The sequence below is a fragment of the Hymenobacter humi genome (genome assembly GCF_042665855.1).
GTDB classification, from domain to species: Bacteria; Bacteroidota; Bacteroidia; order Cytophagales; family Hymenobacteraceae; genus Hymenobacter; species Hymenobacter humi.
In genome coordinates, this window is the sequence record NZ_JBHTEK010000001.1 from 3,658,319 (window position 1) to 3,682,260 (window position 23,942).

General features: G+C 63.2%; 22 protein-coding genes and 5 pseudogenes. All 27 read right to left on the reverse strand.

What is annotated here, in order from left to right:
• Positions 1-34: 34 nt before the first annotated feature.
• Positions 35-2,527, reverse strand: coding sequence for a glycoside hydrolase family 3 C-terminal domain-containing protein (locus ACFQT0_RS20600; protein ID WP_380204992.1), 2,493 nt, complete (start codon positions 2,525-2,527; stop codon positions 35-37).
• The gene (locus ACFQT0_RS20605) at positions 2,503-2,655 is read right to left on the reverse strand and encodes a hypothetical protein (protein WP_380204993.1); all 153 of its coding nucleotides are present in this window, start codon (positions 2,653-2,655) and stop codon (positions 2,503-2,505) included. The genes ACFQT0_RS20600 and ACFQT0_RS20605 overlap by 25 nt, the downstream gene beginning before the upstream one ends.
• Positions 2,656-2,749: 94 nt before the next feature.
• Entirely contained in the window at positions 2,750-2,977 is a 228-nt protein-coding gene (locus ACFQT0_RS20610) for a carbohydrate-binding protein (protein WP_380204994.1), read from the reverse strand.
• Positions 2,974-3,687, reverse strand: coding sequence for a family 43 glycosylhydrolase (locus ACFQT0_RS20615; protein WP_380204995.1), 714 nt, complete (start codon positions 3,685-3,687; stop codon positions 2,974-2,976). The genes ACFQT0_RS20610 and ACFQT0_RS20615 overlap by 4 nt, the downstream gene beginning before the upstream one ends.
• Positions 3,688-3,794: 107 nt before the next feature.
• Positions 3,795-4,097: pseudogene (locus tag ACFQT0_RS20620) on the reverse strand (family 43 glycosylhydrolase); the annotation flags it as partial.
• Between the two features lie 33 nt (positions 4,098-4,130).
• Positions 4,131-5,701: pseudogene (locus ACFQT0_RS20625) on the reverse strand (glycoside hydrolase family 43 protein).
• A 15-nt stretch (positions 5,702-5,716) separates the two neighbouring features.
• Positions 5,717-5,854, reverse strand: a complete 138-nt coding sequence (locus tag ACFQT0_RS20630) for a hypothetical protein (RefSeq protein WP_380204996.1) — start codon at positions 5,852-5,854, stop codon at positions 5,717-5,719.
• 153 nt (positions 5,855-6,007) lie between these two features.
• A complete protein-coding gene (locus ACFQT0_RS20635) occupies positions 6,008-7,003 on the reverse strand; it encodes a glycosyl hydrolase family 8 (protein ID WP_380204997.1) in 996 nt (331 codons plus the stop codon).
• A gap of 64 nt (positions 7,004-7,067) precedes the next feature.
• Positions 7,068-9,146 (reverse strand): alpha-glucuronidase, encoded by a 2,079-nt coding sequence (locus ACFQT0_RS20640; protein WP_380204998.1) that lies wholly within the window; start codon positions 9,144-9,146, stop codon positions 7,068-7,070.
• A 47-nt stretch (positions 9,147-9,193) separates the two neighbouring features.
• A complete protein-coding gene (locus tag ACFQT0_RS20645) occupies positions 9,194-10,150 on the reverse strand; it encodes a glycoside hydrolase family 43 protein (protein WP_380204999.1) in 957 nt (318 codons plus the stop codon).
• A 67-nt stretch (positions 10,151-10,217) separates the two neighbouring features.
• Positions 10,218-10,883, reverse strand: coding sequence for an alpha/beta hydrolase (locus ACFQT0_RS20650; protein ID WP_380206089.1), 666 nt, complete (start codon positions 10,881-10,883; stop codon positions 10,218-10,220).
• Positions 10,766-11,401, reverse strand: coding sequence for a hypothetical protein (locus ACFQT0_RS20655; RefSeq protein WP_380205000.1), 636 nt, complete (start codon positions 11,399-11,401; stop codon positions 10,766-10,768). Before ACFQT0_RS20655 ends, ACFQT0_RS20650 begins: the two co-directional genes overlap by 118 nt.
• Positions 11,299-11,856 (reverse strand): alpha/beta hydrolase, encoded by a 558-nt coding sequence (locus ACFQT0_RS20660; protein WP_380205001.1) that lies wholly within the window; start codon positions 11,854-11,856, stop codon positions 11,299-11,301. The genes ACFQT0_RS20655 and ACFQT0_RS20660 overlap by 103 nt, the downstream gene beginning before the upstream one ends.
• Positions 11,853-12,119 carry an alpha/beta hydrolase-fold protein gene (locus ACFQT0_RS20665; protein ID WP_380205002.1) on the reverse strand — a complete coding sequence of 89 codons (267 nt, stop codon included), beginning with the start codon at positions 12,117-12,119 and terminating at the stop codon, positions 11,853-11,855. Before ACFQT0_RS20665 ends, ACFQT0_RS20660 begins: the two co-directional genes overlap by 4 nt.
• Before the next feature lie 120 nt (positions 12,120-12,239).
• Positions 12,240-12,560: a glycoside hydrolase family 97 C-terminal domain-containing protein gene (locus ACFQT0_RS20670; RefSeq protein ID WP_380206090.1), complete on the reverse strand. Its 321-nt coding sequence runs from the start codon at positions 12,558-12,560 to the stop codon at positions 12,240-12,242.
• A gap of 103 nt (positions 12,561-12,663) precedes the next feature.
• Positions 12,664-14,262, reverse strand: a pseudogene (locus tag ACFQT0_RS20675) (glycoside hydrolase family 97 catalytic domain-containing protein); the annotation flags it as partial.
• Positions 14,220-15,332, reverse strand: a complete 1,113-nt coding sequence (locus ACFQT0_RS20680; RefSeq protein WP_380205003.1) for a beta-xylosidase family glycoside hydrolase — start codon at positions 15,330-15,332, stop codon at positions 14,220-14,222. The gene ACFQT0_RS20680 and the pseudogene ACFQT0_RS20675, both read right to left, overlap by 43 nt.
• A gap of 73 nt (positions 15,333-15,405) precedes the next feature.
• A pseudogene (locus ACFQT0_RS20685) lies at positions 15,406-15,903 on the reverse strand (family 43 glycosylhydrolase); the annotation flags it as partial.
• An 82-nt stretch (positions 15,904-15,985) separates the two neighbouring features.
• Complete coding sequence (locus ACFQT0_RS20690) at positions 15,986-16,540, reverse strand: DUF6805 domain-containing protein (protein ID WP_380205004.1); 555 nt, start codon at positions 16,538-16,540, stop codon at positions 15,986-15,988.
• A 37-nt stretch (positions 16,541-16,577) separates the two neighbouring features.
• Positions 16,578-17,937 (reverse strand): annotated as a pseudogene (locus ACFQT0_RS20695) (beta-L-arabinofuranosidase domain-containing protein); the annotation flags it as partial.
• Positions 17,922-18,257, reverse strand: coding sequence for a beta-L-arabinofuranosidase domain-containing protein (locus ACFQT0_RS20700; protein WP_380205005.1), 336 nt, complete (start codon positions 18,255-18,257; stop codon positions 17,922-17,924). The pseudogene ACFQT0_RS20695 and the gene ACFQT0_RS20700, both read right to left, overlap by 16 nt.
• Positions 18,258-18,383: 126 nt before the next feature.
• A complete protein-coding gene (locus tag ACFQT0_RS20705) occupies positions 18,384-18,551 on the reverse strand; it encodes a hypothetical protein (RefSeq protein WP_380205006.1) in 168 nt (55 codons plus the stop codon).
• Positions 18,523-19,362, reverse strand: a complete 840-nt coding sequence (locus tag ACFQT0_RS20710; protein ID WP_380205007.1) for a hypothetical protein — start codon at positions 19,360-19,362, stop codon at positions 18,523-18,525. Before ACFQT0_RS20710 ends, ACFQT0_RS20705 begins: the two co-directional genes overlap by 29 nt.
• The gene (locus ACFQT0_RS20715; RefSeq protein ID WP_380205008.1) at positions 19,363-20,580 is read right to left on the reverse strand and encodes a glycosyl hydrolase 115 family protein; all 1,218 of its coding nucleotides are present in this window, start codon (positions 20,578-20,580) and stop codon (positions 19,363-19,365) included.
• A 42-nt stretch (positions 20,581-20,622) separates the two neighbouring features.
• Entirely contained in the window at positions 20,623-20,943 is a 321-nt protein-coding gene (locus tag ACFQT0_RS20720) for a hypothetical protein (RefSeq protein ID WP_380205009.1), read from the reverse strand.
• 152 nt (positions 20,944-21,095) lie between these two features.
• A complete protein-coding gene (locus ACFQT0_RS20725; protein WP_380205010.1) occupies positions 21,096-22,133 on the reverse strand; it encodes an endo-1,4-beta-xylanase in 1,038 nt (345 codons plus the stop codon).
• 130 nt (positions 22,134-22,263) lie between these two features.
• Entirely contained in the window at positions 22,264-23,823 is a 1,560-nt protein-coding gene (locus ACFQT0_RS20730) for an alpha-N-arabinofuranosidase (protein WP_380205011.1), read from the reverse strand.
• Positions 23,824-23,942 lie beyond the last annotated feature (119 nt).

Consider the following 23,942-nt stretch of genomic DNA (forward strand, 5'->3'; position numbering starts at 1 on the left):
GTGAACGGCGCCCCGGTCAGCAGCACGTCAGCTTTCAGTACCTTGTTAGCGGCCACCGCGGCGGCCAGCGGCTGGCCGCCGCCCACAAACACCTGCACCTTGCCAGGGCTTCCACCCGCTGAGCCTTGGCATCGAGGCGGGAAAGCTGGCGCGGCGAGAGCGTAAACTGCACGGTTTGGCGGGCGCCGGGCGCCAAGTTTATCCGCCGGAAGCCTTCGAGGGCGTGCCGGGCTACGCGGCCCGAAGCGCCGGCGTGGCGCACGTAGAGCTGCACCACCTCGTCGCCGGCGCGGGCGCCGGTGTTTTGCACATCCACGCTCAGGCGCACTGGCTGGCCAGTGGCGGGTTTCGAGAGCACTTTCAAGTTACTATACTTGAAGGTGGTATAGCTCAGGCCGTGCCCGAACGGAAACAGCGGCTCGCCGGTGAAGTAGCGGTAGGTGCGGCCTTCCATGCTGTAGTTGTCGAAGGCCGGCAGCTGGGTTTCCGACTTGTAGAACGTCACGGGCAGGCGGCCGGCGGGGTTGTAGTCGCCAAAGAGCACGTCGGCTAGGGCCGTGCCGGCGGCTTGCCCGCCGTACCAGCTGTTGAGGATGGCCGGCAGGTTGGCCGCCTCCCAGGGCGTGGCAATGGCGCTACCCGTCATCAGGGCCAGCACCACGGGCTTGCCCGAGCTGTGCAGCACCTTCAGCAGGTCGGTTTGCACCTGCGGCAGGCCGATGGTGGTGCGGTCGCCGCCGCTGAAGCCGGGCACCTTCACGTTCATCTCCTCCCCTTCGAGCTTGGGCGAGATGCCGCCGACAAACACGATGGCGTCGGCGTCTTTCACCCGGGCCAGGATGTTGGCCGCGTTCATGGGCACCACTTTCGCCCCCGTAAACTTGAGGATGGTGCGGCGGTCTACCTGGTAGTACTCCAGGCGCAGGTTCAGCTTTTGGCCGGCCGTCACGTTCAGCACGTGCTGGTTGGTGGAGAAGCCGCGGCCCTTCCAGGCGTCGATGACCAGCTTGTCGTCCACGAACAGCCGGTAGGCGTCGTCGCCGCTGATTTGCAGAGCCAGCTCCTCGGTGGTGGATGGGGTGAACGTGGCCTGGTAGCGGGCCGAAAAATTCTCGGCGGGCAGGCCCGGCGCCACTTCCATCTTCACGTTGGCCAGGTAGCGGTCGAGGCCGGCTTCCTGGCGGGTCACCACGGCCGGGCCTTCCAGGTTGGTGCCTTTGAAGTATTCGGCCTTGAAGCCCGGCTGGCCCTGGAACGCCAGGTTTTTGTTGATGTCGAGCGGCTCGTACACGGTATTGCTGGCGTAGTCCACGCCCTGCAGGTACACCACCTCGGTGCCCTTTCCGGCCTTCGCCCGGATGCCTTCGAGCGGCGTCACGATGTCGGTGGGAAAGCCGTTGTAGTTGCCGAGCTGCACGCTTTCGTTGTCGGCGTTGGGGCCGAGCACCGCAATTTTCCGCATGTTTTTGCGCAGCGGCAGCGTGTTCTTGTCGTTTTTGAGCAACACCACCGACTCGCGGGCCATCTTGAGGGCGTGGGCCTGGTGCGGCGCGCTTTCCACCACGCTCATCGGAATCCGGGCGTACTTCACGCGCTCCACCGGGTCGAACATGCCCAGCTGAAAGCGGATTTTGTAGAGGCGCTTCACCGAGGTGTTGAGCTGTTGCTCGGTGATGAGCTTCTTCTGCACCGACTCCAGCAGCGAGTTGTAGGTGAACAGCTTGCCGGTGGCACATTCCAGGTCGGTGCCGTGCAGCACGGCGTTGGCGGCCGCGGTGGCCGCGTCGGGGTCGGTTTTGTGGTGCTGCCAGAAGTCGTTCAGGCCGTCGCAGTCGGAGGTCACGTAGCCTTTGAACTTCCACTTGCCGTAGAGAATGTCGTTCATCAGCTTGTCGGAGCCGCAGCAGGGCTGGCCGGCGTAGGCGTTGTAGGCGCACATCACGCCGGCCACCTTGGCGTCCACTATCAGGTCGCGGAAGGCCGGCAGGTAGGTGTCCCAGAGGTCGTAGTCGCTGATTTGGGCGTTGAACTCGTGGCGCGACGACTCCGGCCCGCTGTGCACCGCAAAGTGCTTGGCGCAGGCCGTAATTTTCAAATACTTTGGGTCGTCGCCCTGAAAGCCGCGCACCAGCGCCGAGCCCAGTTGGCCGGTCAGGTAGGGGTCTTCGCCGTAGGTTTCCTGGCCGCGGCCCCAGCGCGGGTCGCGGAAGATGTTGATGTTTGGCGTCCAAAAGGTAAGGCCCTGGTAGATGCCCCGCTCGCCGCGCCGCACGTACTCCTGGTGTACGGCCCGCGCCTCGTCGGAGGTCATGGTGGCCATTTGCAGCATGGCGTCTTTATCAAACGTCGCGGCCATGCCGATGGCCTGCGGAAACACCGTCGTTTTCATACTGGTGCGGGCCACGCCGTGCAGGGCCTCGTTCCACCAGTTGTAGGCCGGGATGCCCAGCCGGTCGATGGCCGGCGAGGCATTTAGCATCTGCGACACCTTTTCGGGCAAGGTCAGGCGGCCCACCAGGTCATCCACGCGCTGGTCGATAGGCAGGTCGGGATTCTGAAACGGATATTCGGCAGTTGGGCCCGACGCGGGGGAGCAGTCGACTGGGCCCCGCTGCTGAGCAGGAGCAGGCCGAGTAAGGCAGTAGCGAGCTTCATAAAAAAGGAGGATGGGAGTAAAGAGTCTATCAGTTTGGGGGCCGCCGCGTTTCCGGCTTCCGGGCTTTGGGCAGCTGCACCGGGCGCGTGGCGTTTACTCGAAGCGCACCCAGTCCACTTCCACGGTGGCCGCCGGGGACTTGGGCGCCACGAACAGCGCGTGCGTGCCGGGCCTGATGGCCCGGACCGGGGCTTTCACTTCCTGCCAGGCGCTGCCCTTGGGCACGGTCACTTCGGCCACCACGGGGCCCGCCGCGTTATCCAGCCGGATTTGCAGGGTGGCGCCGGCGGCCGATGTGCCCCGCAGCGAAACGGCTTTCACCTTTTGGGGGCCAAACGCGACGCCGTTGTACTGCACCCAGCCGGCGCCGCCGGCGAAGACCGTTTTCCACCCCGGAAGGTATTGGCCGTGTCCAGAAAAGCAATGGCCGCGCCCTGCTTGCTCAGGCGGCTGTAGCGGTCGATTTGGATTTTCTGGCGGGCATCGGTCAGGCCCACGCCACGCAGGGTGGGTGTCACCTTCCGAATTGAGCCGTCGGCCGCGAAGGACAAGCTGTCGATTCGAACCGAGCGGTTCTTGTCGAATTTTGGCGACAAGTCGTTGTGGTGGTAGAACAGGTACCACTGGTTGTTGAACTGTAGCAGGGAGTGGTGGTTGGTCCAGCACCCCGTCGGCGACTCGTCCATAATCACGCCCTTCACCGTGAACGGCCCTAGCGGGCTGGTGCTGGTGGCGTATTCGAGGCGCTCGGTTTTGTTGGCTACGTGCGGGTACGTGAGATAGTAAATACCCTTGCGCTCAAACAAATACGGGCCTTCCTTCAAACCCTTGGTGGGTAGCTCCCCGAGGGTTTTAGGCTCCGAAGCCAGCTCCAGCATGTTCTCCTTCAGCTTGGCCCCGTAGATGTTGCCCTGCGACCAGTATAGGTACGCCTGGCCGTCTTTGTCGATAAACACGTTGGGGTCGATGCCGCGCACGCCCTTGATGGGCAGCGGCTGCGGCACAAACGGGCCGGTGGGCTTGTCGGCCACGGCCACTCCAATGGTGAAGCCTTTGCTGATGGTCGTATCGCGGGGGTAGTCGGGAAATAGAAGTAGTACTTGCCGTTGCGGAACACGCAGTCGGGCGCCCACATGCTGTAGCTGTCGGGCTTCACCCAGGGCACCTTGTTTTGGGTGACGATGACGCCATGGTCGGTCCAGTCAGTGAGATTGGCCGAGGAAAACACGTGGTAGTCCTCCATGACAAACCAGCCGGCCCGGCCGTGCCCGGGAGTGGCCCGAATATCGTGCGAGGGGTACACGTACACCCGGCCACCGAACACCCGCGCCGTGGGGTCAGCGGTGAACTGGTTGGTAATAAACGGATTTTGGGCGTGGGCCGACGGCAGGCCAAAGAAGGTCAGAGCCGTCAGCAGCGCGTAATTCGTAAGGTTGCGCATGGGGTAGTGAGGTTAGGGAGCACGGGTAAAGGCTTACTCGTTCAGGTGGTCGGCGAAGCGGAAATAGTCGAAGTCGGCGCACCCGCCCGCCGCTTGGGTAGCGTAGTTGAAAAGGGCAAACCGGTAGCCCATGAAGTGCGGCAGCGTGTAGGCCATTTTGAGCGGTTTGCCCACGGGCTGCCAGGCTTTGCCGTCGAGGCTGTAGAAGAAGGTGGCCACGTCCTTGCGGTCCCGGAAGTCGCACTCGATTTTGAAATATACCTTGTCCTGGCGCAGCGGGAGGCGCTGCAGCTCCACCGGCTTTTCCGACTCGGCGCTGACCATCACAATGCCCTTCGCCCCTTGGCTGGCCTGCACGCCCACCAGGCCGTAGCGCTTCTGCAGCACCCCCAGCCCGGCAAAATCGCCGGGTTGCAAATGCGCCACGTCCAGGGCCGTGGTGCCGGCGCACACCGGGCCAATAGTGCGCTGCGTCAGGGTGTTGCGGGCCAGCAGGAACGACGTGTCCACCCGCCCGGTCTGCAGGCGCAGGTAGCCGGGGCGCTTCGTGACGGACCAGCGCTGGTTGTCGGGGTTGTGGTTCCACTGCCACACCAGGGGCAGCGCCGGCTCGCCGGTTCGGCGCGTAAACTCATCGGAGGCCACCAGGCCCGGCAGCAGGCTTTTGTTGGCGGGCAGGGGCAGCGTTTCGGGCACTTTGCCGGCCGGGCTGCCCAGCACGGGCCAGCCCCCTCCCACTGCACCGGCAGCAGGTACGGAATGCGGCCCACGGCCCCAAAATCGCGGAACAGGTAGGAATACCACCGGCCGTCGGGCGTGTCGATGAGGCCGCCCTGGGCCACGCCCAGGTCTTGCAGGGCCACCCGGCCTTCGTAGGGTCCGGTAATCTTGTCGGCCCGGTGCACGATGACCGTGCGCATGCCGCCGCGCGGCCAGGCAATGTTGAACAGGTAGTACTTGCCGTTGACCTTGAACAGCTGCGAGCCTTCGGCCGGCAGGTTGATGTTGGGGCCGGCGGGGGCGCTGGCGTTCTCGATGATGACCTGCGGCGTGGTGCCCGGCTTCAGCCCCGACACGTCGGCCGTAAGCTCGGCCAGCTGCAGCTTGCCCTGGCCGTACACCATGTACACGCGGCCATCGTCGTCAAAAAACAGCGAATGGTCGTGCAGGCTGGGCCGGAAGGACACCGCCTTCCAGGGCCCTTTTTCAATGTTTTTGGTCGAATACACGTGGGTTTTGCCGGTGGTCTGGGCAAACGTGCTCACGTAGTACGTGCCTTGGTGGTAGCGCAGGCTGCTGGCCCACGAGCCCCGCCCGTAGGTGCTCTTGCCGTTGGCCAGCGCCATGGCATCCGTGCCGGACAGGGTGTCGTAGGCGTAGCTCACCAAGCGCCAGTTCACCAGGTCCGTCGATTTCATGAGGGGCACCCCGGGGCTCATGTGCATGGTGGTGCTGCTCATGTAGTAGGTGTTCCCCACCCGAATCATGGAAAGGTCGGGCACATCGGCATACACCACGGGGTTGTGGGCCGGCGGGGCCTGGGCCCGCGCCGCCGGCCCCCACAGGGTAAGCCCGGCCAGTAGCAGAAACAAGTAGTTTTTCATCACAGGTATGCTCGTTTAGTGCGTTTGAGGCTTTATCACCTGGTACTTGCCGCTCAGGTGCATGAGGCTGAACAGGTAGAGCAGGCCATCGTAGTAGGGGTCGAAGTAGCCGTCTTCGTAGGGCGCCAGCTTGGCGTTCCAGAGGGCGTGCACGAAGTCCAGGCTGCGGCGGGGTCGGGCGCATGAGCGTGGCCGCGGCCGATGTGGCCACCAGGCCCAGGGAGTGGCGCAGCTTCTTCACCTTGCCCGCCGGCAGAATAAACGCCGGCCGCGAGCCGTCCACGTTGAACTGGTCTTCGAAGGTATTCACGCCCTTGGTGCGCAAAAACCCTGGAAGCGTTGCGCGTACTGCTGCTGCCAGCGCCGGTCCTTGCCAAACCACACGTAGTCCATGGCGATGTTCATGGGCACGCGCCAGGAGTCGTAGCGAAAGGCCGGCGGCGCCCACTTGGTGGCGTGGGGCTGGCCGCTGAACTCGGTGTAGTCGTAGTTGAGGCCGGTGGGCGCGGCGCAGGCGCGGTGCAGAAACACGCGCGACGTATCGGCGCAGGCCCGGTAAAACTGCTCGTGCCCATCCTTGGCGTATTCGGCCCACACCTCCAGAAATGCCGGCACGTGGTACGAGGGGTCGGTCCAGTTGTACATGTCGCCCACTGGCACGAAGCTGATCTGCTTGTGCTGGGTGTTGAAGAGGTTGTACACGCCGCCGGTGCCGTTCTTTTTCCAAGAGGCGTCCAGGATGCGGCGGGCTTCCTGGTAGTAGTTGATGCCCGTCGCGTTGCCCCAGCGGTTCGAGGCAAACAGCAGGCTGGTCACGAAATACAGCTCGCCGTCGGAGGCCGGCCCTTCCGAGTTGCGCTTCATGGTGGCCGGGTTGAAGCTCCAGGCAAAGTACCCCTCTAAGGGACCGCTCTGGTGCTGCAGGTACTTTTTCGACCAGCGCCAGAGCCGGTCAAACACCTGCTTCTTGTTGAGCTGCACGGCCACCATCATGCCGTAGGAAAGGCCTTCGGTGCGGGCGTCCTCGTTCTTCACGTCCGACACGTAGGCCAAGGAGTCGCCCACTTCGAAGTACACCTTATTCGGCCCCTCAAACACGTCGTGGTAGGCCTGGGCTACTTTCTTATCAATGTCGGCCTGACGGTAGCCCGCCTCCCGAAACAGGTTGGGATAAGTGTTCGAGTAAAAAGCGGCCGTGCTCGCTGTTTTTGGCGCAGTAGGCCGCTGGCCGAAACCAGGCAGAGCGGTGACAGTTAGCCCCAGCGCAACGAGCAGAGCAGCACACCGGAAGGACTTAGGCATAAGCATAGGGGTAGGAAACACAGAGTGGGCGACCCGCGAATAGCTGGCCAGATGGGCGAAGTGACTATGGCTGGCGGGGCGGCCGCGGCGGTGTGTCGTTGGCAATGAGGGCTTCCAGCGTATGCATGGGCGGCTCCACGGCGGCCGGAATGGGCATGCGGCTGAACTGTTGGAAGTAGAGCAAGCAGGCATCTTTCCAGACCACGGCGTTGCCGCTTTGGGTGCGCAGCTTGTTTTGCATCACCCCAAACCGCTCGGCATCCACGTAGGGTTGGGCCTGGTCCCAGGTGCGCTGAAACTGCCGCACTTGCTGCACGCCGTGGTCGTAGTGCAGGGCTAGCTCGTCCCAAAGGGTGCGGCCGCTTTTCATCTTGAAATCCCAGGGCAGGTGATGAAACCACAGCAGGTACGCGTCGGGGCAGGTAGCGGGGTTGTTGAACTGCGAGGCCAGGGGTTCGTGGTACTGGCTCACGGCGTCGCTGCCCGTCTTGGTACGGCCGAAGCCCACGCCGTTAGTCGCGGCCTGGTGGTAGTAGGGCGGGGTCCAGTCGGCGCGCATGCCGGGCGGCGCCCACCACGGGCCGGGGCCGTAGTGCCCGTGGGTGGCCGACATGATGTGGTGCAAGCCCAGCGGCATGGAGTAGTCCACAATGGCTTCGCGGCTGGCTAGCATCAGCTGCGTTACGGGCGTCAGGAACTTGGCGTTCCAATCGGCCGCTGAGGTAGCCGGCTGATTGGTGCCGGCTGCGTTTTGGAAGGTCTGCTTGAGCCATTCCTCGGCTATTTGGGCGCTTTTAATGTTGCTGTTCCAAGCCAGTCGCCCGAAAGCGTACCAGTTGGCCTGCGCGAAGTCGTGCCCCGTCCAGTTGGTGTCGAGGCCCACGTTGGATACGCCGGCCATGGCCGAGTGCGCCTGGCGGTACACGCTCCCATCGGTGCAGCGGGCCACCGTGCTACCGGGGCCCGCCTGGTAGGTGTCGCTTTGCAGGCACTCCTCCCACAGGGGGGCCAGATACGCTAGGTCGATGGCGTGCCCGAGGTATTCCTGGGTGATTTGAAACTCGGGCATCACGGCCGTCTTTTTCAGCGCCCCAAACAGGGGGCTGAACGGCTCGCGGGGCTGAAAATCAACCGGCCCGTTTTTCACCTGAATGATGACATTGTCCCGGAATTTGCCGTCGAGCGGCACAAACTCGTTGTAGGCCTGCTTGGCGCGGTCCTTGTCGGAGGGGCTATACACGAAAGCCCGCCACATCACCAGGCCGCCGTGGGGCTTGAGCACATCGGCCAGCATGTTGGCGCCGTCGGCGTGGGTGCGGCCGTAGTCCTGCGGACCGGGCTGCCCTTCGCTGCTGGCCTTCACCAAAAAGCCGCCGAAATCCGGCACTTGCTGGTAAATTTCCTTCGCCTTGCCGCGCCACCACTTGATGACGGCCGGGTCCAGCGGGTCGGCGGTTTTCAGGCCGCCCAGCAGCACCGGCGAGGAAAACTTCACCGAGAGGTAGGCCTTCACCCCGTACGGCCGCAGCACGTCGGCAATGGCCTTCACGCGGCCCAGGTACTCGGCCGACAGTATCAGCGGCGAGGCGTTCACGTTGTTGAGCACGCTGCCATTGATGCCGATGGAGGCGTTGGCGCGGGCGTATTCCTGCCACAGGGTTTTGTCGCGGCTGGTTACCACCAGGGCGCTGTCCTTGCGCCAGAAGATGGACGGCCCGGCGTAGCCGCGCTCCACCGACCCGTCGGGATTGTCCCAGTGGTTGAGCAAGCGGTGTTCGTACGACGGGTTCGACAGGCCGGCCGCGGGGGCCTGGCCGGTTTGCTGGCGCCGCAGCAATTCAAACACCCCGTACAGAATGCCCCGCTCGGTGCTGGCCTGCACGCCCTGCGCATTCAGGCGAAACCCGTCGTATTTAATGGCCTTATCTTTCTTGAGGGTCAGCGTCACGGTGGTTCCGGCGCTACCCTGCCAGCCTTGCTGAAGCTCGCGCTTGGCCGTAGCGAGCAAGGCCGAACTGGTAGTGGGCGCAACTACTGTAACGGGCGTCGTGGCGTGCGGACGCAGCCAGAGCCGGTGGCCATCCTCGGCGCGCAGCCCCAGCGTAGCGCCTAGGAAAAGAATGGGAAGGAGAAGCGTTTTCATGGGTGGAATGCGAAGGCAGTGCGGCGGCAGACAGGTGGCGTAAGGGTTTACTTCACTGGCGCCACGCCTTGGGATGTTTGCACAATGGGCTTGATGGTGCCGTCCGGGTTGTAGGTCAGGTAGTCCACACAAATGGAGCGCCGGTAGTTGCCGCCGGTGGGCAAGGCCCCGTTGTGGTAGAAGAAGTAGCTCTTGCCTTTGTAGTCGACGATGCCGGGGTGCGTGGTAAAGCTGTTGGGCACGTTTCCCTGGATGATGCCGCGGTACGTCCACGGGCCGGTGGCGCTGGGGGCCGTGCAGTATTCTATCATCTCGGGCTTGGTGCCGGCGCTGGCGTACACGAGGTAGTACAGCTTTTTGCGCTTGTACACCCAGGGGCCTTCGATGTAGTTCTTGATATTTAGCACCGTGATGGGGCCAGCCAGCTCCGTCAGGTTGTCCTTGAGCTTCACCCAGCGGCAGCTTAAGTTGCCCCAGTACAGGTAGGCCTGCTTGTCATCGTCGATGAAAACGGTGGGGTCGATGTCGTCCCAGGCGTGGGGCTTGTCCTTGGTCATCTCATTGACGATAAGCGCCTTGCCAATGGCGTCGCGGAACGGGCCGGTGGGCCGGTCCGACACGGCCACGCCAATGGCTGCCCCGCCCTGGCTGCGGTCGTCCTTCTTGTGGAAGGTGGACACGAACCAGTAAAACTTCCCCTTGTGGTAGACGCACTGCGCCGCGTAGGCGTCGCCGGTGGCCCAGGCAAAGATGCGGGGCGAGAGGCGCGTGCCGTAGTCTTTCCAGTGCTCCAGGTCGGTGGTGGAATAGATGCGCCAGTCGGGCATCTTGTAATTGGTTTCCTTCACCGAAGCCGTGTCGTGCCCGGTGTACAAAAACAGCGTATCGTGGTAGACCAGCGGCGCCGGGTCGGCCGTGAATACGTCCCGGATAATGGGGTTTTGCGCCCCCACGGGCAGGTAGCCCACGAGGGCTAGCAGGGCAACGAGTAAGGCATTTCTCATGGACTTGGGGTAAAGAGTGGAAAGCCCGCACAGCCCAGGGCTGCTAAGGCGAGTAGTGCCCGGTGCCCTAAAACAGCCCCTGGGCAAAGAGGTACAAATCGTGCCGCCAGACGGGCCAGGTGTGGCCGCCGGGGTACTCGCTGTACACGTATTTGATGGCCAGCTCATCCATTTTGGCCCGCATCGCCTTGTTGTTGGCGTAGGCTATGTCTTCGGGCCCGCCCATCGAGAGCCACAGCTGCTTGAGGTTGGTGTTGATGGTGCCGGCATTGGCTTTCATGAAGGCATACTGCGGGTCGGACAGTTGGGGATTATTGGCAAAAAAGCCGGAGCTGAACACCCCCAGCGCGGCAAACAGGTCGGTGTTTTTCAGGCCGGCGTAGAGCGTTTGCAGGCCGCCCATCGACAAGCCCGCCAGCGCCCGGTTGGTGGCCCCGGCGGCTACGCGGTAGTTGCTTTCCACCACCGGCAGCACGGTTTGCTTCAGCTCGTCTTCAAAGCGCTTCAGCGTAGCTTCGCCGAAACCGGCCAGGCCGCCGGGGCCACCCATGTTGCCGTCGAGCATCACCACGAGCATGGGTTTGGCCTTTTTGTCGGCAATCAGGTTGTCCAGAATCAGGTCGGTTTTGCCTTGCCTGGCCCAGCCGGTTTCGTCTTCGCCGCCGCCGTGCAGCAGGTACAGCACCGGGTACCTGGCGGCGGGGTTGGCGTCGTAGCCCGCCGGCGTGTACACAAAAAACCGGCGCCACGAATTGGTGACCTTGGAGAAAAACCGCCGCTCGCGCACCTCGCCGTGGGGCACGTCGCGCAGGGCGTAAAGCCCGTGCCGTGGCCCGGCACCTCAATGCCGCTGGCCATGCGCCCCATGCCGTAGAAGGTGTCGCTGGCCGGGTCGGCAATGGGCAGGCCGTCGAGCACCAGGGAGTAATAGTGCAGGCCCCGGCTCAGCGTGTCGGTCGTCACGGTCCAGGTGCCGGTGCTGTCTTTCACCATGTCATACTTCCGGCCTAAGTCCAGCTGCGCTTGCCGCACGCCGGGGGCTTTCAGGCGAAACACAGCCCGGTTATCCGGCAACAGCTGCGGGTACTTGGCGTTGCGCACGTTGGTGGCGGCCGGCGTGCCCAACACGGTGTAGGTGGGCAGCGCCGCTACATCCACGGGCTTGAACAGAAACTGCGAAAACATGTACAGGCCGTTTTTCCAGACCTTGAAATCGTGCCCGCCCGCTTCGAGGTAATACACGTGCGGCACGTTGTGCTCGTAGAGGTAGTCGTGGGTGCGCTGGCTGACGGGCAGCAGGCCGTCCTGGTCGCCGCATGAAATCCAGAGCAGCTTGAGCCTGCTTTTTGGCTTTGGACGGGTCGGGCACCAGGCTGCTCGGGCTGCTTGGTGTTGGGGGCCGACGAAAAGCCGCCCACCCAGGCAAATTTGTCCAGGTTGCCCAGCCCGAAGTTCAACGACTGCCCCCCGCCCATCGAGAGCCCGGCCAGGGCCCGGTTTTCGCGGTTGGTGAGGGCGGGGTAGTGCTTTTCGACGTAGGGAATGAGGTCGGTGAGCAAGTCTTTTTCGAAGTTGGCAAACGCGGCCACTTTCTCCGGGCCGTAGATATTGCCCACGGCGCGGTCGTCTTTCATGGCCCGGCCGTTGGGCATCACCACCAGCATCGGCTTCAGCTTGCCGGCCGCGTATAGGTTATCCAGAATCACCTGCGGTCGCCCCCCTTGAGCCACTCTTTTTCATCGCCGCCGATGCCGTGCAGCAGGTAGAGCACCGGGTACTTTTTCTTTTTGGAATAGCCCGGCGGCGTGTACACCAGCGCCTTGCGCACCGTGCCCACGGTTTTCGACGTGTAGCTGATGCTATCCAGCTTGCCGGTAGCGCTGCCCGCAGTGGGCTGGTCGAAGCCCTTGGGCGCTTCCATCACTGCTTTTTGGGCAAAAGCGCTGCTCACCAAGACGAGGCTAAGCAAGAGTGTGGATGCGTTTCGGATGGTGGCGGGTAGGTTCATCGGCTAAGTAGCAGAAAGTGACTGCTGGCACTATGCGTGGCAGCGAATGGTGATGTGCTGGGTGGCGAAAGCATTCGAATCTTAAGGCTGCACCACGAACCCGCCCCGCGCGGGCAGCGTCAGGCGCAGACTCTTGCCGCCCGCCCCCGGGTGCTGAAGCTCCGGTTGGTAGCGCCATCGGTGATGAGGGTGCCGCCGGCCAGATTGAGCTTGCCCAGGTCGAGCCTGCAGGGTTTTGGGCGCGTCGGTGGCGTTGATGCCGGCCAGGTACCACTGGCCGCCGGGCGCCTGGCGGGCCAGCACCGCGTACTCGCCGGGGAAGCCCGCCACAAACCGAACATCGGCCCAGCGCGGCGGCAGCTTTTTCACGAAGTCCTGCACGTAGGCGGGCTGCGCGGCCATGCCGTCGGGCACTTCGGCGTAGTGCTGAATGCCCGACTGAAACAGCACCGCCAAGGCCAGGCTCAAACGCGTTGGAAGTGCGGCGCTGCTTGCCGTTGATTTCGGAAAAGGCCATGGGCGTGAAGTCCATCGGCCCCACAGCGTTGCGGGTGAAGGGCAGCGTGGCGCAGTGGGTGGCTTCCTGGTCGGTGTTGCGCTGGTCGAAGGTCAGGAACTCGAAGCCCTTCACCGCTTCCATGGTCATCAGGTTGGGGTAAGTGCGGTTCCAACCGCGCGGCAGGGTGGCGCCGTGGAAATTCACCAGCAGCCCGGCCTGGGCGGCGGCGGTGAGCAGGTCCTGGTAGTAGTTCATAAACGACTGCCCGTCGCCGCCGAAAAAGTCGATTTTGATGCCCGCCACGCCCATCTGCTTGAGGCGGGCAAATTCCTGGCGGCGGCTGGTGGCGTCGAAAAGCACCTTAGTCGGCGTTTGGGGGCCTGGTTCCAGCTGCCGTTGGAGTTGTACCACACCAGCAAGCCCACGTTTTTGGAGCGGGCGTACTGCGCCAGGCTCGGCCGTCTTCTCGTAGCCGATTTGCGTGTCCCACAGGGCATCCACCAGGCAGTAGCGCCAGCCCATGGCGGCCGAGTAGTCGATGAAGCGGCGCTGCACGTCGTAGGTGGTGTTCTTGTCCCCCATCAGCACCCACGACCACGACGCCTTGCCGGGCGCCTCCAAGAGCACGGGCGTGGTGGCCGGCGCGCTCAGGTCGGTGGTCAGCGTCGACTCCACGATGGGCGCCAGCGAACTGCCCACCACAATCACGCGCCAGGGCGAGCGCCAGGGCAGGCGGCTTTCGGGCAGCAGGGGCGCATCGGGCGTGGTCCGCTCGGGGGCCTGCGGAAAGGCCACGGTGTAGTTGGCATCGGGCGACTCGTGGGCCAGGTGGCTGCCGCAGTAGCTACGGCCCATGCCCGCCTCGGTGAGCAGCACCCAGCGCCCGCCCGCCTCAAACAAAGCCGGAAACGACCACCCCTGCCCGATGGTGGACGGCGTGCCCGCCGCGATGCCGCGCTGGTAATTTTCCTCGTACGAGGGCTGCGTGTTGGCAAAGCCAGTCTGGGCTTTGGCGTGCGGGTGCAGCCAGCCCTTGGCCCCCGCCGGCAGGTGAAAGCTGGTTTGCTCCGCCGTGATGCGCTGCACCTCGGCGCTGCTGCCTTCGATGAGGTACTGAAACGCCACCCCTTCATTCGACACCTGAAACACGACGCTCAGCGTGGGCCCTCCCGTCGGGCCCGTAAAGTGCACCACGCGGCGGTTGGCCCGGTAGCGGCAGTTCGCGCGCTTGTCGGTGGCCAGGCGGTAGTCGTCGGCCACGGCGGCCACCGGGTCGGCACTGGCCACCTTGAGGCCCTGCGAGAGGTCGGCGCCGGCCAGCTGCAGGCCCAGGCGCGAGGGCGCAGCAGCTCGGCGGCGCGGTAGCGCACCGCGTAAGTGGGCCGGCCCTGGCCGTCCACGTCCACGCTCACCTGCACGGCCCCATCGGGGCTGCCGACCACTACGGGGCCCGCGGCGTGGGAAGTGGCAGCAGCAAGCATCAACGTGCAAAAAGGAAAGGTAAGCGCATGGAAATGGGTGAGAGGAAAGCGAAATGAAACAGCTCCGACGAGGCCCCGGCCTTATTTCTTGTACATGGGGTCGTTGCCCTCGTACTTGAGCCACTTGAAGGAGGCCGTGTTGGCAGTGGGCTGGCCCGATGACGTGGCGTACATCCCGAACACGCAGCCGATGAAGCTGCCCGCCACCTGTGTGCTCAGGAACTTGCCGTCCACCTTGTCTTGGAGCGTGGTCCAGGCCTTGCCATTGTCCGAGAAGTGGAAGCCGTAAGTATCACCCTGAGCCTTTATGCGCAGCTGCACGCTGCCCGTGGCCGACTTGAGCGGCGCCTGCGCCAGTAGCTCCGGCTGCTTCGCATCGGCGGTGCTTTTGAACAGCTGCAGCATGGGCTTGCCCCCATCCACCGACTTGCAGAGGTAGTAGAAGTGCTTCTCGTCCTGGAAGATGACCAGGCCGGCCTTTTCATTCGCCGCTTTCGGCGCGAACGTCAGCTCGGTTTCGGCGGTGCAGTAGAGGTGCTGCTGCCGCTTGCCGATGAAGGCCGGATTGCCGGTTTCGGCGCAGGTTTCGGGCTTGAGCTTCAGGGTGAGGCCCTTGGCCTTGCTCAGGGAGAAGCTGGTGCTGTCCACGGTGCGCAGAAACAGCAGCGCCGGGTCCAGCTGCTTCTCGAAGGTGAGGGTGTAGCCGAAATTGCCGCTCTGGGGCCGGGCGCCGGCTTGCTTCACCTCGGGGTAGCTGGCCTTGTAGCTGTATTGCACGCCGTTGGGGCCGGGGTCCATCACCGGCCACTCGTCTTTCCACACCACGGGCACAATGAAGGTTTCGCGGCCGGTGTTGTAGAAATTGCCCTCGTAGGGCCGCACAGCCAGGAAGATGGCGTAGGTCTTGCCATCCGGCCCTTCTACAAACTGGGCGTGCCCGGCCGAGGTGATGGGGTCTTTGCGGTCGCGCGGCAGCTCGCGCTGCGACAGGATGGGGTTCTTCTCGTAGGGCACAAACGGGCCCAGCGCCGCCTTGCTGCGAAACACCACCTCGGTGTGGTTCACCGAGGTGCCGCCCTCGGCCGCGTAGAGGTAGTACCAGTCGTTGCGCTTCATCAGGTGCGGGCCCTCTATCCAGACCGGCTTTTTGCTCAGGTCCACTCCGCCATTCACCACGATTTTCGCCTCGCCCACGGTTTGCAGCGATTGCGGGTTCAGGCTCGATGATTTTGATGGAGCGGTGGCCGTCGTAGAGCGGCTTGTTATCGGGCGGGTCGCTGTTGTAGATGACATAGGCCTTGTCGCCCTCAAAATACAGCGACGGGTCGATGCCGCGCACCTGGGGCAGAAAAGTGGGGTCGCTCCACGGCCCGGCGGGGTTCTTGGCCGTCACCACGAAGTTGCCCTTGTGGTCGATGAGCGTGCACGTGACGTAGTACGTGCCGTTGTGGTACTCAATGGCGGGCGCAAACAGCCCCCGCGTCATGCGGTCGCCCAGGAAATTCATCTGCGAAGGCCGGCTGATGACGTTGCCCACCTGCTTCCAGTTTTTCAGGTCGCGGCTGTGCATCACCGGGATGCCCGGGAAATAGGAAAACGTGGAATTAACCAGGTAATAATCGGCCCCCACCTTCACGATACTGGGGTCGGGATAAAAGCCGCTGAGGATGGGATTGACCAACTCAATCGATTGTGCAAATGCGCCCGAAAAAGGCAGCAGTGCAGCTGTAAAAGGCAGAAGTAATCGACGTAGTTTAAATTTCATGCTGATGAGAAAAATGCTTTTCTATGTGATTTTTTAAGTTTTTTGGTCAGTGCAGGCTAGCTCAAGCTGGCAGGGTGCTGTGCTATTTCAGGATACGCACGTCGTACACGCCGCCCGCCGTAGACTCCGCTGCCGCCTGAAACTTCACGGTTAGTGTAGTAGGCGAGTTGGGCTGCCTGAGGGCCTCCGGCAGTGCGTATTCCACGTCGTAAAAATCGCCGCTCTGATTGCCTTCCAGCTGCACTTTTGCCAATGGCCGCCCGTTCACCAGAATGCTAAACTGCCGGTTCTTATCACCGCCGGCGTACGTCACGCGGAGCGTACGGGCGTTGCGCTGCGGATTGCGCAGGGTGTAGCTGAACCAGCCTTTGGCGTGCCGCCAGTGCCGGTCGCGGTGGATACCGGTTTCGGTTTGCTCGCCCTGGAAGCCGTGGTCGGACTCGGGCTGCTGCTCGCCGGGATTTACCTGGTCCACGGTGCGGGCTTCGAGCGCCCGCTTTTCTTCGTCTTTGCGCCGCAGTTCCTCCTTGCGGGCCAGCAGGCCGGCGGGCGTCGTCACGGGCCAGTACACCATGTAGCGGGCATCGTGAATCTGGTAGAATGGCACCAGGCTGCACGTTGCGGTATTTCTCGGCATCAATCAGCCCGGCGGCCGTGAAGGTGAGCGGACGGCCCGCCACGGGCTTGATGCCCTCGGCCACGTTGGGGCCGGCTGAAACGAGTACGGGCGCCTCCTCAATGGGGTAGAGCTTGCCGCTGGGCACGTGCGACATGCGTGCCCCGTCGGCCCGCAGGCCTTTCAAATCGGTGGTATCCGTGACGGCGGCCAGCACCACCGGGCCGTGCACAAACGACACCCACGAGGACTTGTCCGGCAGGTATTCGGCCGTGGTGGTCATGGGCAGGGCCACGCTCACCACATCGCCCGAGCGCCACTTGCGCGTCAACGTGACGTAGCCCGGTGAGGTAGCACTGGCCGCCACCGCCCGGCCGTTGACCTGCACCTGCAATTGGCCCGCCGGCACCCAGCGCGGCTGCCGGATGCTGAGCGCGAAGGTGCGCGGCTTTTTCAGGCTTAGCTTCAACTGCGTGCGTTCCTCGTTGGGAAAAGTTGTTTCCTGCGTCAGGGCCAGCCCCTGCTCAGCCCAGTTGAGGCGAGACGGGATGAACAGGTTCACCAGCAACTCCTGCGGCCCGCGGTGCGCGTACACCAGTTCGCCGTATTTGCCGTGGTTTTCCAGGCCCGAGCCCACGCAGCACCAAAAGCCTTCCTGCGGCTGCGAATACACCCGGTAGTGCCGGGGGCGCATGGGCGTGAAGTACACAAAGCCCCCTGCCCCGGGTGCTGCGACGACAGAATGTGGTTGTAAGTCGCCCGCTCGTAGTAATCCAGGTACTTGGTCGAGCCGCTGGTCAAGTACAGCGCTTTGCTGAGCTTGAGCATGTTGTAGGTATTGCACGTTTCCGGTCCTTCCGTGCTTTCCAGCATGGAGGCAAAGCTGGTGGCCGGGTTGAAGTGCTCGCTCACGCTGTTGCCCCCAATGGAAACCGTCCGGTTCTCCACCACCGTTTTCCAGAAAAAGCCGCGGCCCCCGCCCAGGCCGGGTCGCCGCCCACCTCCGCCACCCGCTCAAAGCCGATGACCTTCGGAATCTGGGTGTTGGCGTGCAGGCCGTTGAGCTCATCGCGGCCAGCCAGCAGGGGCTGCAGCACAGCCTGGTGCGAAAAGCGCTGGGCCAGCGTCAGGTATTTGCGTTCGTGGGTGAGGTCGGCCACGTCGGCAAAAATTTCGTTCAGGCCGCCGTGCTCGCTGCGCATCATGTCCTGCAGCTGCGCGTCGCTGAGGTTGGCCGTCAGGTCCAGAAACCAATCGGTCAGCTTAATCAGCATGCCGCGGGCTTTCTCATTGCCGGCCACCGCGTAGGCGTCGCGCAGGCCGGCGTAGGTTTTGTGCAGGTTGTAGAGGGGCACCCACTTTTGGTTCAGCCGAAAGCTGTTGGCGTTGATGGTGCCGGCCTTCACCTGCGCCCACATGGCCTGGCCGCCCGGCACGCCGCCCAGGTAGCCGTTGCCGCTTTTTGCTGGCAAGCCTTCAGCTGGTCAACGAAGTAATTGAGCCGCTGCTGCACCTGCTCGCTGCCGGTGGCGGCGTACATGTAGGCCAGCGCCGAGAGGTAGTGCCCGCCCATGTGGCCGTCCAGGCCCGTATTCTCCCAGTTGCCGTAGCGCTCGGCTATGGGCGGCAGGCCGGCGGCGGCCAGGTAGGGCGCCAGCAGCCGGTCGGGGTTGAGCGCCAGCAGGTAGGCCAGGTCTGTCTGCTGGGCCTGCTGGAAAGGGCTGTCCAACAGGCGCACGTCAGCCGCGGGGAAGCTTTGCAGCCTCCCCCTGCCCCAAGCCGAGCGTAGGCGCCAGCCCAATAGCCAAAAGCAGGAATTTACTTTTCATCAATGGTTTTCGACTGAACTGTTTACCGGAGAGCCCTAGCGCTGGCCCAAGCTACCCTTTTCGCTTTTGGGCTTGGGCGTTGCATTCGCGGGCGGCCCCAGGTAGGTAGTGGGCAGCGGACCTTGGCTTACCACCAGTTTTTCAAGCACCACGCCCGGGTCGACGCGCCAGAATTTAAGCACGTGCGCGCCGGCAGTGGCCACGCTGTGCTGCGAGGTTTTCAGAATAATGCTCTCGGCTACTGCCTGCTGCCAAGGCCGGTTGCCATTTTCCGGAGCCAGGCCGGTGTGCAGGTTCACGAGTGAGGGCCTCGTCGTCGATGGACACGGCATAACGCAGGCCCGTGGTGTTGGTGAAATCCAGGGTCGGGGCCAGGTAGGCGCTCACTGTCACGGGGCCGGCCTTGTCCAGCGTGATGCGGTATTGCAGATGCGGGCTGCTGCCGCCCGGCGCGGCAGTGGGTGCGGCCGTGACCGGAAAAGTTGTGACGGCGCCTGCTGTCCGGCCCAGGTCCGGCAGGCGCTGCCACGTGATGGGGCCGGCATTCACGGCTTGGGTGTACTGCTCGGCTTCGAGCGAAACGTACGCGGCGGTTTCAGCGGTGGCGGGCGTGGCTGCGGCAGCCGGGGCAGCGGTGGTGCCGGCCGGCAAGGTCATTACCTCGGGCATTTTGTCTACTGGGGGCTGCTGCCAGTTGGTGTAGCCAATGTGGGTCTGGTCCATCATGTGGTTCCACTTGCCGCCGGCCACGGCGTGGTAGCGGCGCGAAATTTCCGCGTCTTTCGCAAACAGCGCCTTGGCCTTTTCGGCCAGGCTCGTTGGTGTTGGGCTGACCTTTTTGGCAGCTTCGCGATTCAGCACCACGGTGTAGTAGAGCTCGTTGAGGTTGGCGCAGGCCTGCACGGGGTGCAACACCAGGGTAGTAGGCGTCGCGGCTGGCGGCTGGTATTTTCTGGTTGATGGCCTCGGCCCGAGCCAGGAGCCTGGTTGTAGTCGGCCACCACCGTGGCCCATTCACCAGTAGCCAGGCTGTAGGTTTCCGGCGCCAGCAGGCTCGGGCTTGCGGCGGGCGTTGTACTTGGCGTATTTGGCCAGAATGTCGCCTATTTCGCCAGCATAGGTGGGGCCAAACTGCTGGGCGGCCCAGCGCTGGGTATAAGCTGCTACCTGGTCGGCCTTGATTTTATCAGGATTCCAGGCGTAGTCCAGGAAGAAGCTGATGGGCAGCTCCATGGGCTTGAGGTCGCCCACATTCACAATCCAAATCTGGTTGGCACCATACGCGTGGGCCAGGTGCATCTGCTCCCAGATACGTGGCAGCGGGTTCGTATTGAGCCACTTGTAGTTGCGCGGGCCGCCCACGTAGTCGAAGTGGTAGTAGATGCCGTAGCCGCCCTTGCGGGGCTTCTCCCCCACTTTGGGCAGCTTGCGGATGTTGCCCCAGTTGTCGTCGCAGAGCAGCAGGGTCACGTCGTCGGGCACGCGCATGCCCTTGTCGTAGTAGTCCTGCACCTCTTTGTAGAGGGCCCAGAGCTGCGGGGTTTGGTCGGCGGGCTTGCGGGTTTCCTCGGCCAGAATCTGGCGCTGGTCGGCCACAATTTTTTCGAGCAGGGCAATGTTGCTGCCCTCGCTCATGGGCTCGTCGCCGTCGCCGCGCATGCCAACGGTCACGATGCTTTCCTTGGTGCCCATGTTCCGGATGCCCTGCCGCCAGAAATCCTGGAGCACCTTGGGGTTGGTCTGGTAGTTCCAGGCCCCGGAGCCGTAGCGCTTCCACTCCTGCTGCGAGCGCACCATGGGCTCGTGGTGCGAGGTGCCCATCACCACGCCGTACTCGTCGGCCAGTACGGGGCTCTGCTTGTCGTCGTCGTTGAAAGCATTGCCCCACATGGCGGGCCACAGGTAGTTGCCCCGCAGGCGCAAAATCAACTCAAACACATGCACGTACATCTTGGAGTTGATGCCGCCAAACTTCTCCTTGGCCCAGCCCGAGAGCGCCGGGGCTTCGTCGTTCAGAAAGATGCCGCGGTACTTCACCTTCGGCTCGCCCTGCGTGTGGCGGCCGGCCAGTACGTACAGTGCCGGTTGCTGCTTGGTGGGCACGTCAGCCCACCAGTACCAGGGCGACACCCCGATTTGCTGCGACAGGTCGTAGATGCCGTATATAGTGCCGCGCTTGTCGCTGCCGGCAATCACCAGGGCCCGCTCTACTCCAGGCATGGGGTTATTCACCAGCCTGCTCCACAAAAACTTCCCACTTGCCGGCCACGCCCGCTACGTCGAGCTTTTTGCTGCGCACCAGCTGGTCGATGAGGGACTCTTGCCCAAGGTGCCCACCAGCACCACCAGCTTGCCGGTGGGGGCTTTGTCGGTGGTTAGCGTGGGGGTCAGCTTCGTCACCCGGTTGATGTCGGCCTGCAAATCCTTGGCGGCTCGGAGCACCCCCGGCCAGTCCTCGGCACTGGCGTACAGCGGGGCGGCTTTGCCGCCCGCCACCAACGCAAATCCGTCCTTGGGCTTTTTCGCGCTCACGTACGAAGTGCCATCGGCAGCCGACGGGGCCTGCCCGGCGCACAGGTTCGCCACGAGCAGCAACAGCACGAGCGGCGAGCAAGTCAACCAATTGATAGTGGAAAGCTTCATCGGAATAACCTTATACATGGAATGGAGATAACCAACCGGCTGCTCTAGTGGCAGCGCACGTTCGCAACGGCAGTAGAAACCGGAAGGCCTCTGCTCCTTTGGGCTTACTTGGCCGCCTGCAGCACCGCTTGCACCGCCGGTTTCGGCTGGAAATTGCGGTCAAACAGCAAGGGGTAGCTCGTGCGGCCCCGAATGGGCCAGTCGTTCAGCCAGGAGTCAGCGTCCGTCACGCCCCACAGCGTAATCCGGTCGATGACGTCGCGGTGCTTGTGGAACAGGGCAAACAGGTCGGCGTAGCGCTTGGTCAGTTTCTGCTGCACCGAATCGGGCAGGCCGGTGGTGTACACGTTGTATTTGGCGTCGGCCCCGAAGGTCTCGGCGATGTCGGCGCCTTGGCGGCGGCTCGGGTTGGGCAGCACGTCGATGTCGAGCTCCGTGAAATTGACGTGCACGCCCAGCTTCGAGAAGGCCACAATGCTGGCCTCCACCTGCTCCAGGCTGGGCTTGGTGAGGCCGTAGTGGCCCTGCATCCCAATGGCAGCTACCTTGATGCCTTTGGCCTGCAGGCTCTTCACCAGCTTGATGACCCCCTCCCGCTTTTCGGGGCGGTAGAGGCTGTAGTCGTTGTAGTACAGCTCCGCTTTCGGGTCGGCTTTGTGGGCGTACTCAAAGGCCTTGGCGGCGAAATCTTCGCCGATAATTTCCAGCCACTTGGTTTTGCGCAGGTCGCCTTGCTGGTCGTCGATGGCTTCGTTCACCACGTCCCAGCCCGAGATTTTGCCCTTGTAGCGGCCCACCACCGTGTTGATGTGCTCTTCCAGGCGCTTGAGCAGTTGCTCCCGGCTGGCGGGTTGGCCGGCCCCGTCCTCAAACACCCACTTGGGCGTTTGTTGGTGCCACATCAGGGTGTGGCCGATGGTGAACATCTTGTTTGCCTGCCCGAAGGCCACGTAGTCGTCGGCGGGCTTGAAGTTGTACTGGTCGGGCTGCGGGTGCACAGCCTCCCACTTCAGCAGGTTTTCGGGGCTGATGGTGTTGAACTGCTGCTTGACAATGGCCGTGGACTTGGCGTCGCGGCCGCTTATCACGCGGTAGTTGAGGGCGGCCCCCACGTAAAAATCTTTCTTGAAAACCTCTTTCAAGGGCCGGTCCGCTTTCGGCCCGAAACCAAGACCAAGGCCAGCAAACGTGAGGTACAAAAGGGCTTTCCGGTTTTTCATAAATAGGGCTAAGGGAAAGGGAGCCGGACGCACCGGTCACCTTAGGAAATGCTTACTTCAACTCCAGCATCACCACCGACTTCGGTGGCAGTTCTACAGCTAGCTTATCACCGCGCTTTTTGGCGCCCGCGAAGCTGGCCAGCTTCACCGTGTTGGGCTTGTCGAAGGTGTTGTAGTCGTTGATGTTAGCCGAAGTCAGCACGCGGCCCGTCACCGTTTTCCAGTTGACGCCGGCCAGGGCCGTTTCCAGCTTCAGGGTTTTGTTGGGGTCCAGGTTCACCAGCGAGATGTGCACGGCGCCTTTGGCATCTTTCGATGCCGAAGCGTTCAGCGCCGGGATTTTTTCGTTGCCGAAAGCATAGTCCGGGCTGCTGAACTGCAGCGGCAGATACTGGGCATCCTGGTGCACTTGGTAGAGGTCGAACACGTGGTAGGTGGGCGTGAGCAGCATCCGGTCCTTGTCGGTGAGGATGACGGCTTGCAGCACGTTCACGGCCTGGGCCAGGTTGGCACCGCGCACCCGGTCGCAGTGATTGTTGAAGATGTTGAGCGTGGTGCCAGCCACCAGCGCGTCGCGCAGGGAGTTTTGCTGGTACAGGAAGCCAGGGTTGGTGCCGGGCTCCACGTCGGTCCACACGCCCCACTCGTCTACCAGCAGCGCCACCTTTTTGTCTTTGTCGTATTTGTCCATGATGGCGGCGTGCTTGCTCACCACGGCCTCCATTTTCAGGCAGTTGCGCAGGGTGCTGAAGTACTGGTCTTCGCCGAAGCCGGTGGCCTTGCCCTTGCTGCCACTCCAGCTGCCGGTGGGCAGCGTGTACTGGTGCAGGGTAAGGCCCCACATCTGGTTGAGGGGGATGTTTTTCATGCACGTTTCGGTCCAGTGGGCGTCGTCGCCGTTGGCCCCGCTCACGATGCGTTTCAGCGGGGTGCCGGGGTAGTTGTGGGCGAAGGTGGCGTAGCGCTTGTACACGTCGGTGTAGTACTCGGCCGTCATGTTGCCGCCGCAGCCCCAGCTCTCGTTGCCAATGCCCCACCAGCTCACCTTATACGGGTCGGGATGGCCGTTTTTGCGGCGCTCCAGCACCATGGGCGTGTCCTCGTTGGAATTGAGGTACTCCATCCAGTTGCTCATTTCCTGCACGGTGCCGCTGCCCACGTTGGCTGCCAGGTAGGGTTCGGTGCCGAGCAGGTTGCACAGTTCCAGGAATTCGTGCGTGCCAAAGCTGTTGTCTTCGAGGGTATTGCCCCACCACAAGTTCAGCATTTTGGGGCGTTGGGCGGTGGGCCCCACGCCGTCGTGCCAGTGGTAGGTGTCGGCGAAGCAGCCGCCGGGCCAGCGCAGGTTGGGCACCTTGATTTTCTTGAGGGCCTCCACCACGTCCATACGAATGCGGCCTTGCTTAGGCACGCTCAACTTCTCGTCCACCCAAAAACCGCCGTAGATGCAGCGGCCCAGGTGCTCGGCAAAGTGCCCGTAAATGTGTTTGCTGATTTGCAGCTTGGGGTCGCCGGCCTGCACGGCCATTTGAACGGTTTGGCCCGCCGCTCCGGTGGATGCAGCGAGGCTCAGGGTTGTGGCAAAAGCGGCCAAGCGCTTGGAGAAGGTCATAAAAAGGGAAGTTGAACCATAAGTGAAAGGATGGCCCATAAGAAGCCCCAAACCCAGCAGCCGGCAAAGCGGCGTCCCGGCCTGCAGACCCAATGGACTGCGTGAAGCCCAGACCCGCT

Coding starts and splice junctions, on each gene's coding strand:
- ACFQT0_RS20605 (WP_380204993.1), bottom strand. CDS start 2,655: ATGAAGCTCGCTACTGCCTTACTCGGCCTGCTCCTGCTCAGCAGCGGG.
- ACFQT0_RS20635 (WP_380204997.1), bottom strand. CDS start 7,003: ATGCCTAAGTCCTTCCGGTGTGCTGCTCTGCTCGTTGCGCTGGGGCTA.
- ACFQT0_RS20640 (WP_380204998.1), bottom strand. CDS start 9,146: ATGAAAACGCTTCTCCTTCCCATTCTTTTCCTAGGCGCTACGCTGGGG.
- ACFQT0_RS20645 (WP_380204999.1), bottom strand. CDS start 10,150: ATGAGAAATGCCTTACTCGTTGCCCTGCTAGCCCTCGTGGGCTACCTG.
- ACFQT0_RS20670 (WP_380206090.1), bottom strand. CDS start 12,560: ATGGCCGCGCAGCCCGCCTACGTGCAGGACTTCGTGAAAAAGCTGCCG.
- ACFQT0_RS20690 (WP_380205004.1), bottom strand. CDS start 16,540: ATGCCGAGAAATACCGCAACGTGCAGCCTGGTGCCATTCTACCAGATT.
- ACFQT0_RS20710 (WP_380205007.1), bottom strand. CDS start 19,362: ATGGGCCACGGTGGTGGCCGACTACAACCAGGCTCCTGGCTCGGGCCG.
- ACFQT0_RS20730 (WP_380205011.1), bottom strand. CDS start 23,823: ATGACCTTCTCCAAGCGCTTGGCCGCTTTTGCCACAACCCTGAGCCTC.